This is a genomic window from Microbulbifer sp. ABF4_143, from assembly GCF_056160225.1.
Genome location: NZ_JBSWWT010000003.1, coordinates 93585 through 107130, shown reverse-complemented (window position 1 = coordinate 107130; position 13546 = coordinate 93585). Strand labels below are relative to the sequence as shown.

The window sequence follows — 13546 nt, the reverse complement described above, 5'->3', positions numbered from 1 at the left end:
CCGTTTCTCCTCGTTTTTGGATTGACGCAGTCTAGACTCGGGCATTGAATAACATCAATTTATATTTATTATAAGTAAAAGTCGCATTTGGAATAAGAGCAAGGCAGCTACAACCCAATCCGACAAGAATACGGAATTCTGATGCGAAGGTGCTGCTGCCGGTACTCGTTTGCGGGACTGTCTGCGAGAGGGACCTCGCAGACAAGCCTACAGGGACGTATTCACGGCGTGTCCCGCAAACGAGTACCGGCAGCAGTGCCGCCACCTCACCTGCTCGCAGGCACCAACCACAGGAGCATCAAACATGGAAATCCAGTGGCTCAAAGCCTTCCTCGCCACCGCCGAACAGGGATCTGTCTCCGAGGCCGCGGCGCAGCTGCATCTGACCCAGCCGGCGGTCAGCAAGCGTCTGGCGGCGCTGGAGCAGCAGCTGGGCACGCCGCTGTTCGACCGCATAGGCCGGCGCCTGCAGCTAACCGATGCCGGCCGCGTGCTGCTGCCGCGGGCGCGACATATCCTGAACGAGGTCAGCGACGCGGAGCGGGAGCTGCGCGCCCTCGGCGGCGCGGTGACCGGCAGCCTGCGCATCGCCACCAGCCACCACGTGGGCCTGCACCACCTGCCGCCGGTGCTGAAGGCCTTCAGTTCCCGCTACCCGGACGTGGCCCTGGATATCGACTTCGTCGACTCGGAACAGGCCTACGAGGCCCTGATGGCCGGCGAGTACGAGCTGGCCGTCGTGACTCTGGCGCTGAAGGAATACCCGAGCCTCGAGGCGCGGGTCATCTGGCCGGACCCCTGCGTCGTCGTGGCCGCGCCGGATCACCCGCTGTCGAAGATGCCGGCCCTCGACCTCCCCGACCTGGCCCGCTACCCGGCGATACTGCCGGACCTGAACACCTATACCGGCAGATTGATCAAGCGCGAATTCGATGCCCGGGGCCTGAAACTCACCGCCAAACTCGCGACCAACTTCCTCGAGACCATCAAGATGATGGCCGGCGTCGGCCTCGGCTGGAGCGTACTGCCGCGCACCCTGGTGGACGACAGCCTCGCCGTACTGCCGGTGGAAAAGCTGCACATAGTGCGCAACCTCGGCGTGATCAGCCACCGCGCGCGCACGCTCAGCAACGCCGCCGGCGCGCTGCAGCAGCTGCTGTTGTCCACAGCGGACAAAAATTCGGCGGAAGAACCCTGATACGAGGCGCAATTCGCGGAAATTGTGCGGCCGACAACATCGCAACGGGCAAAAAAAGGTAAACTCCGCCGCAGCAATAAAAACGGAGAGAACCCAATGAAAAAAACAGCACTCGCCCTCTGCGCAGCCCTGGCCAGCGGCGCCGCCAGCGCCGACACCATTCTCGGCTTCGACGCCAGCGCCGGTGTCTGGCAGCCGGCCTACACCGGCAGTATCGGTGTGGACGATTTCAACGTGGACGAGTTTTCCCTGGCGGAAGACAATATCACCTTCCTGCAGGCAGCCCTGGAACACCCGGTGCCGCTGATTCCGAATATCATGCTCTCCCACAGCAAGGTCGAGACCAACGGTGAGGCCGTACTGGACGAGTTCGTCACTTTCGGCGACGAAACATTCCTGATCGGCTCCGAAGTCAGTGCGGACCTGGATCTGACTCACACCGACGCCACCCTCTACTACGAAATACTGGACAACTGGGTCAACCTGGATATCGGCCTGACCGCGCGCCAGTACAAGGGCGAGATGATGGTGGCCAGCCAGTTGCAGTCCGAAACCATCGAACTGTCCGGCGTGCTGCCGATGGTCTACGGCATGGCCCGCTTCGACCTGCCCTTCACCGGCTGGTCCGTGATCGCCCAGGGCAACGGCACCGGCTACAAGGGCGACACCCACACAGACCTGACCGCCAAGGTGCGCTGGGACTTCGTGCCGGCACTGGATTTCGCCATCGAGGCCGGCTACCGGGTGATGAGCCTGGACCTGCAGGAGTTGGACGAGCTGCAGAGCGATATCGAGATCAAGGGCCCCTATATCGGCCTGAACCTGCACCTGTAATCGCCATTGCGGATAGGCGCCGGCTGCCGGCGCCTTTCTCCTTCCCCGCAAGCGACGGCTTTTTACTTCCCGCCTTGGCCCTCAACTCCCGCCTCCAATTCCCCTCCCGTTTTTACTTTTTTTCCGGCGCCCGCATCCGAATCCATCCCGCGCGTCGTCCATAAGACGATTGGCAAAGGGCGCCCATCGCCAATCCTGCTCGTTCCGGCTTCCGGCCCATAGGCAAAGCTCCGGGTTTCGTGATTCCATGAATTGCGACCGGCGCCAGGGACCGCCGCTGGCGAATCTTGCAATCCAGGCAGATAAAACGCATGAACAAGAAATATTTGAAAGCCGCCGCACCGGTACTGGTGCTGGCATTGGGTTTTGGGGTTGTACAGCTCATGGGCGCGGCCAAGCCGGCGCCAGAGAAAAAGGAAGAAGAGCAGAGACTGCTGTCGCTTTTCTACTCCGAAGCGCGCGAGGAGACGGTGCATCTCGAAGTTGCCACTCAGGGCGAAGTGCGCCCGCACACCGAAATCGACCTGATGCCCCAGGTCCCCGGCCGGATTGTCGCCATCACGGACAAGTTCGCCGAGGGCGCCGGCTTCGAGCCCGGCGAGACCCTGATCCAACTGGACGATGCCGACTACCGGCTGGCCCTGGCCCGCGCCAAGGCCGGTGTGGCGCAGGCCGAGGTGCAGCTGTTGCAGGCAAAGGCGGCGGCCGCGATCAAACTGCAACAGTGGCAATCCATCCATCCGCACAAGGAACCCACCCCGCTGCAGGTCAACCGGCCCCAGGTAGAGGAAGCCGAGGCCATGCTGCGATCCGCCAAGGCCGAGCTGGCCGACGCCGAGCTGAACCTGGCGCGCACCCGCATCACACTGCCCTTTCGCGGACGCGTGATTCGGCGGGATGTGGGCGTGGGCCAATATGTCACCGCCAGTACCCCGCTGGGCCGCGTGTTTGCCACCGATCGGGTGGAAGTCCGCCTGCCACTGACCGATTCGCAGCTGCAGGAACTGGACCTGCCCATGGGCTTCGTCGCCAGCGAAGAGCAGCCGGGTCCACAGGTGACGCTTTCCGCCCAGGTCGGCCGGCAACAGCACCAGTGGCAGGGGCGCATAGTGCGCACCCAGGCCGCGGTAGACCGGCAGACCCGACTCATTTATGCAGTGGCGGAAGTGCACGCCCCCTATGGCGCGGGCGCCAGCGACGGCGTGCCGCTGGCGGTGGGACTGTTCGTCACCGCTAGAGCAGAGGGCGTGCAGCCCCACCGGGCCCTGGTGCTGCCGCGGGATGCGCTGCGCAATGCCGACAAGGTGTATGTGGTCGATGGGGACAACCGCCTGGATATCCGCACCGTGGAAGTGTTGTCCACTTCCGAGAACCGGGTAGTGGTGGCATCCGGCGTTGCCGACGGCGAGCGGGTGGTCACCTCCACCGTCGCCAATGTGGTGGACGGCATGGAAGTGCAGCCCATCACCCAACTCGCCAGCAAGTAACGGAGGCCGCGCATGAACAAACTGATTGAATGGTGGGCGAGCAACCGCGTGGCCGCCAACCTCGCCATGGTGGGGATCTTCGTTGCCGGCTGGATCGGCTTCGGCCTGATGGAGCGGGAAATGGATCCCCAGGTGCGCTTTCCGGGCCTGGAAATCCGGGTCGCCTGGCCGGGCGCGGCGCCGCAGGAAGTCGAGGAGCAGATAGTCGCCAGAATCGAGGAGGCGGTCAGCGACCTGGACAACATCGAGTGGGTGCGCTCGTCTTCCGCCGAGGGCTGGGGCGAAGTGTATATCCTCGCGGAGTCGACGGTGGATTTCCCCCGCTTTATGAACGACATCAAGATCCGCGTCGACGGCATCAACTCCTTTCCCCGCGACATCGAGCCGCCGCAGGTGCAGCAGTGGGTGAACCGGCAGGAATTTATCCGCGTAGCGATGCACGGCGACCTGAGCGAGCGCGAACTCAAGCGCCTGGCGGAACAGCTGCGGCGCGAGGCCGCCACCCTGCCCGCCATATCCCTGGTGGAACTGTTCGGCACCCGTATGGAGGAGGTCTCCATCGAAGTCAGCGAACTGGCGCTGCACCGCTACGGCATGACCTTCCAGGAAGTGAGCGATGCCATCCGCGCCAGCTCCCTCAACCAGTCCGCCGGCACGGTGCGCACCGAAGTGGGCAGCTACCAGCTCAAGGTGCGCAACCAGGCGGATACCGAACAGGAATTTGCCGATATCATCGTGCGTCAGACCGCCGACGGCGGCACCATTCGCGTCGGCGATGTGGCCACTGTCGTGGACGGCTTCGAAGACAACGAGATCCTCGCGACGCTGAACGGCGAACCGGCGATACTGCTGCAGGTGATGAGCACCGAGACGATGGATATCGTCACCGCATCGGAGTCGATCCGCGGCTGGATCGAAGAGCGCCGCAAGACCCTGCCCGCCGGCGCCGAGCTGACCCTGTGGACCGACAATGCCGTCGACTTCAAGAGCCGCCTCGACACCATCGGCAGCTCCGCGCTCCAGGGACTGCTGCTGGTATTGCTGGTACTGGTCTTCAGCCTGCGCCCGATCGTGGCCTTCTGGGTTGCGGTGGGCATAGCCACCGCCTACGCCGGCGCCTTTGTACTGCTGCCCACCGTGGGCGTGTCGCTGAACATGCTGTCCACCTTTGCCTTCCTGCTGGTGCTGGGCATAGTGGTGGATGACGCCATTGTGGTGGGCGAGAGCATTCACACCGAATCCCACAATTCCACCCACAAGACGCCCCTCAGCGCCGCCGTGCTGGGCACGCAGTTGGTGGCCAAGCCGGTCATCTTTGCGGTGGTGACCACCATTCTGGCATTCCTGCCGTGGATCTTTATCAGCGGCTCCACCAGCGAGTTCACCCGCCATATCACCTGGGTGGTGATACTCGCGCTGGTTTTCTCCCTGATCGAATCCCTGTTTATCCTGCCGGCGCACCTGAACAACCTGAAGCCGCGCACCCGCCCGGGCCGCTTTGGCCGCGTGCAGCAGCGCATCGCCGATCGCATCGTCCACTTTGCCCAGAACCACTACCGCCGCACCGGCGAGTGGGCGGTGGAGCGCCGCTACCTGACGCTGAGCATTTTTATTGCCGTACTGATGATCGGCTTCGGCATGTTCGGCAGCGGCTGGGTGAAGAAGAGCTTTATGCCGGAGATAGAGTCCGACCAGATCATCGTCAACGTCGTGATGCCGGAAGGGGCGCCCTACAGCCGCGCGCTGGAAGTGCTGGCGCAACTGCAGGACGCCGAGAAGCGCCTGGAGGAAGAGGTCAACCAGCGCACCGAGGGCCAGGGGGTGCTGATCGAAAACTGGTACACCCGCTCGCGGCGCGACAGCGTGATCGCCATCGTCAAGCTGGCGCCACCGGAAGTGCGCGACATGTCGGCCAAGGACGCCGCCCTGCGCCTGCGCGAACTGCTGGGCGACGTACCCGACGCCAAGGAAGTGTCGGTGCAGTACTCGATGGGCAACGACGGTCCCGGCTTCGAACTCTCCATCCGCCACCCGGACCTGGACGTGCTGCGCAGTGCCACGGCGGAACTGGAGGCCCAACTGCGCAGCTACGAAAGCCTCTACGATGTGCGCAACAACCTCGAGGGCGCCTCCGAGGAAATCCGTATCGACCTGAAGCCCGGCGCCGCCAGGCTGGGGCTGACCCTGGCGGAAGTGAACCGCCAGGTGCGCCAGGCCTACTTCGGCGAAGAGGTGCAGCGCCTGCCCCGCGCCGGTCAGGACGTGAAGGTGATGGTGCGCTACCCGCTGGAATCCCGCCGCTCCATCGAGAGCCTGAAGGATTTCCGCGTGCGCACCGCCGACGGCCGCGAAGTGCCCCTGCTGGCGGTGGCGGACCTGGAATATGCACCGGGCATCAAGCGCATCCAGCGCTGGAACGGCAACCGCGCCGCGCGGGTCATGGCGGATCTGAAAGACGATGTGCGCGGCGACATCATGGACGATCTCAATGAAAACTTCTTTCCCGAGTGGGAGAAGCGCTACCCCGGCATCAGCCGCGGCGCCGTGGGTCAGGCCGAGGGCGAGAAGCGCTTTATCCAGGAAGTGCTCGGCCTCTACACCATGGCCTTCTTCGCCATGTACAGCCTGCTGGCGGTGGCCTTCCGCAGCTACTTCCAGCCGATACTGATCCTGATCGCCATTCCGTTCGCCTTTGTCGGGGCCATATTCGGCCACGGCGCCATGGGCATGACGATGGCGATTTTCAGTTACTTCGGCATCGCCGCCGCCGCGGGCGTGGTGGTCAATGACAACCTGGTGCTGATGGACCACTGCAACCGGCTGCGCAGCCAGGGCATGGCCCCGATGAAGGCCATCGTCGAGGCCGGTGTGGCGCGCTTCCGCCCCATCCTGCTGACCACCGTCACCACCATTGTCGGCCTGATGCCGATGATGCTGGAGCGCAGCATTCAGGCGGCCTTCCTGCAGCCGATTGTGGTGGCGCTGGCCTTCGGCGTGTTCGTGGCCTTTTTCGTCACACTGCTGCTGGTGCCCGCGCTCTATGCGATCGGTGTGGATATCGGCGCGCTCAGCGCGCGGGTGTGGAACAGGCTGCTGGCGCGGCTGAATATAGGGAGTAACGCCGCGGCGGCTGATTAATGTGCCGCTCAGAGCAGTGAGGACGCCGCCCTGTTTCTAATCGGGTGCGGTGGCGGCAAAGCACTGGGGCGAGTATTTCGAATCGCTGTAAATACATCCCTGTACGCTCCGGCGGCGACGGTCCGGCCGCTGCAGGCATTCGCGGCGCCTTCGGCCCTGTCGCCGACGGTTCGAAATACTCGCCCCAGCACTTTGCCTTAAAGACTGACTGCAGAACTCCGTTAGGAATCGGGACGGCATTTGAACATGCCGCTATTTAATCCCCGACCGTAATCACCCCGGGCGATACATCGCCATTCTGCCCGCGCTGGCGCAGCGCGTGATCGATCAACACCAGCGCCATCATCGCCTCGGCGATGGGGGTCGCGCGGATGCCGACGCAGGGATCGTGGCGGCCCTTGGTCACCACCTCGATCGGATTACCGTGTACGTCTATGCTGCGCCCGGGTATGCGCAGGCTGGAGGTGGGCTTCAGCGCGATATGGGCGATGATGTCCTGGCCGCTGGAAATGCCGCCGAGCACGCCGCCGGCGTTGTTGGACAGAAAGCCCTCCGGCGTTATCTCGTCGCGGTGCTCGGTGCCCTTCTGCTCCACGCTGGCGAAGCCGGCCCCGATCTCCACCCCCTTGACCGCGTTGATACTCATCAGCGCGTGGGCCAGGTCCGCGTCCAGGCGATCGAAGATCGGCTCGCCGAGGCCCGCCGGCACATTGCTCGCGTGCACCGAGATGCGCGCGCCTATGGAGTTGCCCTCCTTGATCAGCGCCTGCATATAGGCCTCCATCTCCGGCACCTTGTCCGCATCCGGGCAGAAAAACGGATTCCGCTCCACCTGCTCCCAGTCCAGCTTTTCCACCTTGATCGGCCCCAGCTGGGACAGGTAGCCGCGCACCTCGATACCGTACTTCCGCCGCAGCCACTTCTTGGCGATGGCCCCGGCGGCGACGCGCATGGCCGTCTCCCGCGCCGAGGAGCGGCCGCCGCCGCGGTAGTCGCGCAGGCCGTACTTCTGCCAGTAGGTGTAGTCCGCGTGGGCCGGGCGCACCTGTTCGGCGATATTCGCGTAGTCCTTGGAGCGCTGGTCGGTGTTCTCGATCAACAGGCCGATGGGCGTGCCGGTGGTTTTGCCCTCGAAGACGCCGGACAGAATCCTGACCTGATCCGCCTCGCGGCGCTGGGTGGTGTAGCGGGAGGTGCCGGGCTTGCGCCGGTCCAGTTCCCGCTGGATTTCCTCTTCGCTGATCTCGAGCCCCGGCGGGCAGCCGTCGACGATACAGCCCAGGGCCGGGCCGTGGCTCTCGCCGAAGGTGGTGACGCAAAACAGCTTGCCAAAGGTGTTGCCGGACATATTCCCTGCCTGTGCGCAATTTTTCGTGGAAAGCCGCGCATTATAGAGGATTCCCCTCCAGCGGAGCGCGGCGCGGCGCAAAAAGCACAAAGGGTGCGCGCGGCGCCCCCTGCGCAAGAGAATTTATTCGGCTTCGAAAGTGGATTGGTAGGCGAGCAGCTCCTCGCGGCCGATTGCGAAGACGCCGTGACCGCCGTCTTCGAATTCCAGCCAGACGAAGGGCACCTGCGGGAAGGCCCGCTCCAGCGCCTCCCAGCTGTTGCCCACCTCGCACACCAGCAGCCCGTCCGGCTGCAGGTGGTCGGCGGCCTCGCGCAGCAGCCTGCGGGTAAAGTCGAGGCCGTCCGCGCCGGAACCCAGCGCGATCTCCGGTTCGGCGCGGTACTCCTCCGGCATCTCCGCCAGGTCGCGGGCATCCACATAGGGGGGATTGCACACGATCAGGTCATAGCTCAGCCCCTGCAGGCCGGCGAACAGATCCGACTGCACCGCGCGCACCCGCTCGTTCAGCTGGTGGCGGTTGATATTGATCTGCGCCACCTCTATGGCGCCGGCGTCGATATCGCTCAGGTCCACCCTGGCCTCCGGGAAGGCCTCGGCGCAGGCGATACCGATACAGCCGCTGCCGCAGCAGAGATCCAGAATCGCCAGCGGCTCGACCTTCAGCCAGGGCTCGAATCCATTCCGGATCAGCTCGCCGATCGGCGAGCGCGGTACCAGCACCCGCTCGTCCACATAGAAGGTCATGCCACAGAAATGCGCCTCGTTGGTCAGGTAGGGGGCCGGCAGGCGCTCCTCGGCGCGGCGCTCCAGCAGCGCCATCACCTCGCGCCGCTCCTCCATGGTCAGGCGCGCCTGCAGCACCTCCGGCTTGCTGTGCAGCGGCAGGTGCAGGGCGTGCATCACCAGCGCCAGCGCCTCGTCCCAGGCGTTATCGGTGCCGTGGCCGAAGTAGAGGCCCGCCTCGTTGAACCGGCTGGCGCCCCAGCGGATATAGTCCAGCACTGTACACAATTCGTGCAGGCTGGCCTCACGCCTCTCGATCATTGACTCTATCCTTTTAATACGGTGGATGTACGGGGAACTTTACTCAAAGATGACAAAAGCTTAGGGTAGCGCACCCGCCCTCTCGGGCTGAGATGTTGGAAACGTACAGCATGAACGAACACTACGCGCGAATTATCGAAGCAATCGGTGAGGATCCGCAACGCCCCGGCCTGGTCGACACCCCCGAGCGGGCGGCAAAGGCGATGGAATACCTGACCCGCGGCTACAAACAGACAGTCGACGAAGTCGTCAACGGCGCCCTCTTCCCGTCCGATTGCAGCGAGATGGTGCTGGTCAAGGACATAGAGCTCTACTCCCTGTGCGAGCACCACCTGCTGCCGTTTATCGGCAAGGCGCATGTGGCCTATATTCCCGACGGCAAGGTGGTGGGCCTGTCCAAGGTCGCGCGCATCGTCGACATGTTCGCGCGCCGCCTGCAGATCCAGGAGCAGTTGACGGTGGAAATCGCCGAGACGCTGCAGAAGGTCACCAACGCCGCCGGCGTCGGCGTGATCATCGAGGCCAAACATATGTGCATGATGATGCGCGGCGTCGAGAAGCAGAACTCGGTGATGAAGACCTCGGCCATGCTCGGCACCTTCCGCAGCAACCAGGCGACCCGCAACGAGTTCCTGTCCCTGATCCGGTAACCCGCTAAGCTTTAAACGCCCCGTAGGAGCCTGCTTGCAGGCGAATGGCCCAAGCCTCCCGGCCGTTCGCCTGCAAGCAGGCTCCTGCACCCCCCGCCCCGGAGAGAGACCTATGCCCCATCTGGTAATCGAGTACGCGAAGAAGCTCGAGGACAAAATCTCCATCGCCGCGCTGGTCAGCTCCGCGCAGGAGGCGATGCACCAGTCCGGTCTCTTCGCGCCCCACACCATCAAGACCCGCGCCCTGCCCTATGACCAGTTTATCGCCGGCGAGAAGGGTGGCAGCTTTATCCACGCGGAAATCCGCCTGCTCGAGGGCCGCAGCGAGCGGGAGCGGGAAGAACTCAGCTCGGCGGTGTTCAACTGCCTATGCCAGTTCGCCGACGGCGTGCCGGCGGTGACGGTGGAGGTGCGGGAGATGGACTCCGGCTGCTACTCGAAGCGCCTGCCTTTCTAGGGAAGGTGATTAATCGACGTCGCCGCGCAGGAAGGGGCCGAACCACTCCGCAATCGCCTCGGCGCCCTCCTCCATATGCAGATGGTGGCCGCCGGGGAGCTCCCTCACCTGGATATTTTCGCGGCCCTCCAGCACCGGGCGCAGCCGCTCGATCATATTCACTATCCCCTCGCGCGCCAGCACCAGGCGCACCGGCATCGCGGCCCTGTCGAGGAAAGCCTGTACCTGGGCGTTGTTCAACTTGGCGGTGGAAGTGGCCATCAGGCGCGGATCATTGCTCCAGGTGACACCCGCGCCGATCCGCAGGGTGCCGCGCTCGGTCAGTGCGCGGGCCGCGTCCTGCGACAGCGGAAACATCCCCTTCCTGCGCGCCTCCACCGCCTCCTCGAAGGCGTCGAAGTGGCGCGGCTTGCGCGCGCCGTAGCGGGCCCGCTGGGCTATGGCCTTGGCGAGGATTTCCGGCGCCTCCCGGTCTTCCGCCGGCGGCGGCACCAGGCCGTCGATCAGCGCCAGCCTCTTGACGCGGCCGGGGAAGGTACCGGCGGTGATCATCGCGGCCACGGCGCCGCGGGAGTGCGCCAGCAGCGAGAAGTCGTGCCAGCCCAGCGCCTGCGCCATACCCAGCACATCCTCCACCTCCTCCCAGATGTTGTAGTTGGCATCGCGGGAGCGGTGGTAACTGCGGCCGTGTCCGGCCATATCGACGGCCACCAGGTCTATGTCGCCGAGCAGCGGCGCCAGCCGGTCGAAGCTGGCACAGTTGTCGAGCCAGCCGTGCAGGGCCAGCACCGGCTCGCCGGAGGGTGAGCCCCAGCGGCGGGCGGCGATGGCCTTGCCGTCGAACTCGAGATTGATTTCGCGGGGAGATTGATTCATGGGCGGCGACATCCGGAACAAACAGGCGGGAAATGTTGCAGCGATTGATGGCGGCCTGCAATGACCCGATGGGCCAGGATGGTTGGTGACCCGCACTATCGGCAAGGGCGCCTGGCGGCGCGGCCGGCGATCCGGCGATCCGGCGATCCGGCTATTCGCTGTGCTGCAGCCAGTCGAGTTCGGCGCAGCCGCTGGCCCAGACTTCGGCGCTGAGGCAGGCGAGGCTCGCGGTGCCCATTGGGTGTTGGTTGCCGCTGCCGCAGAGGCCGTTGACCAGGCTGCCGACCAGGGGCTGATGGCTGACCAGCAGCAGCGGGAAGGCCTCCTCCGCCTGCGGCAATGCGTCCAGCAGCCGCTGCGGGGGCGTATCGCCGATCAGCAGGGGTTCCGTCTCGACCGGCAGCCCCAGCTTGTCGGCGACTATCTGCGCCGTCTGCTGGGTGCGCACGAAGGGGCTGGCCCAGATGGCGCGCACCCGGGCCAGTTCGCCAGCGCGCTTTTCACAAACCTGCGCCACCTCCTCGCGGCCGCGATCGGTCAGCTGGCGGGCGGCATCGTCGCCGACCATCGGCTCGGCCTGGCCGTGGCGCAGTATCAGCAGTTGCACATCGAGCCTCCCTGTGGGCGTCTCTACACCTTGCCGCTGCTTTCATCCTCTTTGGCGTCCTCCGTGGGCTTCTCCGCCGCTGAGGATTTCCCAGCGGAGGAGGACTTTTTTCGGCCCGCCGCAGGCTTCTTCTCGGGCGCCTTCTCTTCCGCCTCGTCGCTGCCGAGCACAATCGCCTCTTCGGCTTCTTCGGCATCGGAAACCACTTCCGCATCCACCTCCTCGGCACTCTCGTATCCGGACAGGTCCTCGATATCGGATTCCGGCCACTCGGAGAAGGGGAAGGGTTTTTCCTCGGTGTTGTAAATCAGGAATTGCAGCGTCTGGTAGAAATAGGAGGCGATCTGGTCCCCGAGGCGGCGCAGGTTGTCGTTGGCGCTGCCGGTAAAAATGGCAAACAGGAATTGCAGCACCACCACCGCCAGCATCACCAGGCCGGCGATTTCCAGCAGGAAGAAGAAGAGCACCATATACAGCAGGCGCATCCACTGGTTACCGGAGGTCAGATTTTTTTTCAGGTCGTCGTTGTCCATAAAGTTCCCCGTCAGGATTTGGCTCTCTTTACCTAAGTCTACGGCTTTGCCGAATAGGCCACATCGAATGTCTGCGCGCCCGACATCAAATCGCGTATTACCTCCGGAATCGGCCGCTCCTCAAATAATATGGCGTGAATCGCGGAAACCAAGGGCATATAGACGCCCATTTCATCGGCTTTGCGCTTGATCAGGCGAACCGTGTTGACGCCCTCGGCCACCTGACCGATTTCCGCGACAGCCTGTTCCAGCGGACGCCCCCGGCCTACCAGGTAGCCGACGCGGTAGTTGCGGCTGAGGTCGGAGGAGCAGGTCAGTATCAGGTCGCCGACACCGGCGAGGCCGATAAAGGTCATCGGGTCCGCGCCCATGGCCTCGGCGAAGCGCATCATCTCCGCCAGGGCGCGGGTGATCAGCAGGCTGATGGTGTTCTGCCCGCGCTCCAGCGCGGCGGCCATGCCGGTGACGATCGCGTAGATATTTTTCAGCGCGCCGGCCAGCTCCACCCCGAACACATCCTTGCTCGAGTAGATGCGGAAGGTCTCCGAGTGCAGCACTTTCTGGATGCTCGAGCAGAGCTCCTCGTCCTCGCTGGCGATCACGGTGGCGGTGTAGTGCCCCTCGACGATTTCCTTGGCGAAGTTGGGCCCGCTCAGCACACCGATGCGCATACCGCTGGTCTCTTCGCGCAGTATGTCGCTCATCAGGTGGAAGCTGTCGTGCTCTATGCCCTTGGTGGTGGAAATCAGTATCGTGCCCGGCGCCAGCAGCGGTGCCACCCGCTGCACCACTTCGCGGAAGGATTTCGAGGGTATGGCCACAAACACTATCTGACAGCCGTCGACGGCCCGCGGCAGGTCGCTGGTGACGTCGAGTTCCGGGTGCAGGGGCACGCCGGGCAGGTAGTAGTGGTTCTCGCGCATCTTGCGACAGTCCGCCGCGCGCGCCTCGTCGCGCATCCACTGGCGGGTGTCGTGGCCATTGCCGGCGACGATATTCGCGATCGCCGTGCCGAAACTGCCGCCACCGAGGACGGCGATGGATAGGGGTTGGGAAGTTTCCTGCTGATTCGTCATAACCGCTTACGTTTTTTTGAGTTTTGCGGATTATAGAGGGGCTGGTGTGGCAGCCCAACGACGGTGGGAGAAAAATGTGGATTTCGGTCAGGGTGGATAAATATTGAGCTAAATAAGGATCAGTGACGCCTTATAGGTAGTGGCGGTAGCCAGTCGGGCGGCGGCCCTGCTGCCGGGGGCCTTTTGCCAGACACGCTATGAATACATCCGTGTACGCTCTCCACGGCCATCCATGGCCGTGAAAGGTCTGGCAAAAGGCCCCCGGCAGCAGGACCTGCGCATTTAGCATCAGCCG

At 64.1% G+C, this 13546-nt stretch carries 12 protein-coding genes; 6 read left to right on the top strand and 6 right to left on the bottom strand.

The annotated features are described in order from the left end of the window. The first annotated feature begins 304 nt into the window (after positions 1 to 304). From ACXAF3_RS03460 to ACXAF3_RS03445, 4 genes are all read left to right on the top strand, one after another. Positions 305 to 1198, top strand: coding sequence for a LysR family transcriptional regulator (locus tag ACXAF3_RS03460; protein WP_475110885.1), 894 nt, complete (start codon positions 305 to 307; stop codon positions 1196 to 1198). A 96-nt stretch (positions 1199 to 1294) separates the two neighbouring features. Continuing rightward, on the top strand, positions 1295 to 2032 hold the full coding sequence (locus tag ACXAF3_RS03455) for a TIGR04219 family outer membrane beta-barrel protein (protein ID WP_475110884.1): 738 nt from the start codon (positions 1295 to 1297) through the stop codon (positions 2030 to 2032). A gap of 311 nt (positions 2033 to 2343) precedes the next feature. Then, the gene (locus ACXAF3_RS03450) at positions 2344 to 3519 is read left to right on the top strand and encodes an efflux RND transporter periplasmic adaptor subunit (protein ID WP_475110883.1); all 1176 of its coding nucleotides are present in this window, start codon (positions 2344 to 2346) and stop codon (positions 3517 to 3519) included. A 12-nt stretch (positions 3520 to 3531) separates the two neighbouring features. Beyond that, a complete protein-coding gene (locus tag ACXAF3_RS03445; RefSeq protein ID WP_475110882.1) occupies positions 3532 to 6657 on the top strand; it encodes an efflux RND transporter permease subunit in 3126 nt (1041 codons plus the stop codon). A 256-nt stretch (positions 6658 to 6913) separates the two neighbouring features. Here ACXAF3_RS03445 and aroC read toward each other — a convergent pair whose 3' ends face one another. Together aroC and prmB are read right to left on the bottom strand one after the other, a co-directional pair. Beyond that, a complete protein-coding gene (aroC, locus tag ACXAF3_RS03440; RefSeq protein ID WP_475110881.1) occupies positions 6914 to 8005 on the bottom strand; it encodes a chorismate synthase in 1092 nt (363 codons plus the stop codon). A gap of 123 nt (positions 8006 to 8128) precedes the next feature. Further along, a complete protein-coding gene (prmB, locus tag ACXAF3_RS03435) occupies positions 8129 to 9052 on the bottom strand; it encodes a 50S ribosomal protein L3 N(5)-glutamine methyltransferase (protein WP_475110880.1) in 924 nt (307 codons plus the stop codon). A gap of 110 nt (positions 9053 to 9162) precedes the next feature. Here prmB and folE point away from each other — a divergent pair, with 110 nt between their 5' ends. Together folE and ACXAF3_RS03425 are read left to right on the top strand one after the other, a co-directional pair. Next, complete coding sequence (gene folE, locus ACXAF3_RS03430) at positions 9163 to 9702, top strand: GTP cyclohydrolase I FolE (protein ID WP_475110879.1); 540 nt, start codon at positions 9163 to 9165, stop codon at positions 9700 to 9702. Positions 9703 to 9814: 112 nt separating this feature from the next. After that, positions 9815 to 10159 carry a 5-carboxymethyl-2-hydroxymuconate Delta-isomerase gene (locus ACXAF3_RS03425; protein ID WP_475110878.1) on the top strand — a complete coding sequence of 115 codons (345 nt, stop codon included), beginning with the start codon at positions 9815 to 9817 and terminating at the stop codon, positions 10157 to 10159. A 9-nt stretch (positions 10160 to 10168) separates the two neighbouring features. On the opposite strand, the gene ACXAF3_RS03420 is transcribed toward ACXAF3_RS03425, so the two are convergent. The 4 genes from ACXAF3_RS03420 to ACXAF3_RS03405 form a co-directional block, all read right to left on the bottom strand. Further along, positions 10169 to 11035, bottom strand: a complete 867-nt coding sequence (locus ACXAF3_RS03420; RefSeq protein ID WP_475110877.1) for an alpha/beta fold hydrolase — start codon at positions 11033 to 11035, stop codon at positions 10169 to 10171. A gap of 151 nt (positions 11036 to 11186) precedes the next feature. Then, positions 11187 to 11642 (bottom strand): phosphohistidine phosphatase SixA, encoded by a 456-nt coding sequence (gene sixA, locus ACXAF3_RS03415; protein ID WP_475110876.1) that lies wholly within the window; start codon positions 11640 to 11642, stop codon positions 11187 to 11189. 23 nt (positions 11643 to 11665) lie between these two features. Next, positions 11666 to 12175: a DUF4389 domain-containing protein gene (locus ACXAF3_RS03410; RefSeq protein WP_475110875.1), complete on the bottom strand. Its 510-nt coding sequence runs from the start codon at positions 12173 to 12175 to the stop codon at positions 11666 to 11668. A gap of 38 nt (positions 12176 to 12213) precedes the next feature. After that, the gene (locus tag ACXAF3_RS03405; RefSeq protein WP_475110874.1) at positions 12214 to 13251 is read right to left on the bottom strand and encodes an NAD(P)H-dependent glycerol-3-phosphate dehydrogenase; all 1038 of its coding nucleotides are present in this window, start codon (positions 13249 to 13251) and stop codon (positions 12214 to 12216) included. Positions 13252 to 13546: the final 295 nt, after the last annotated feature.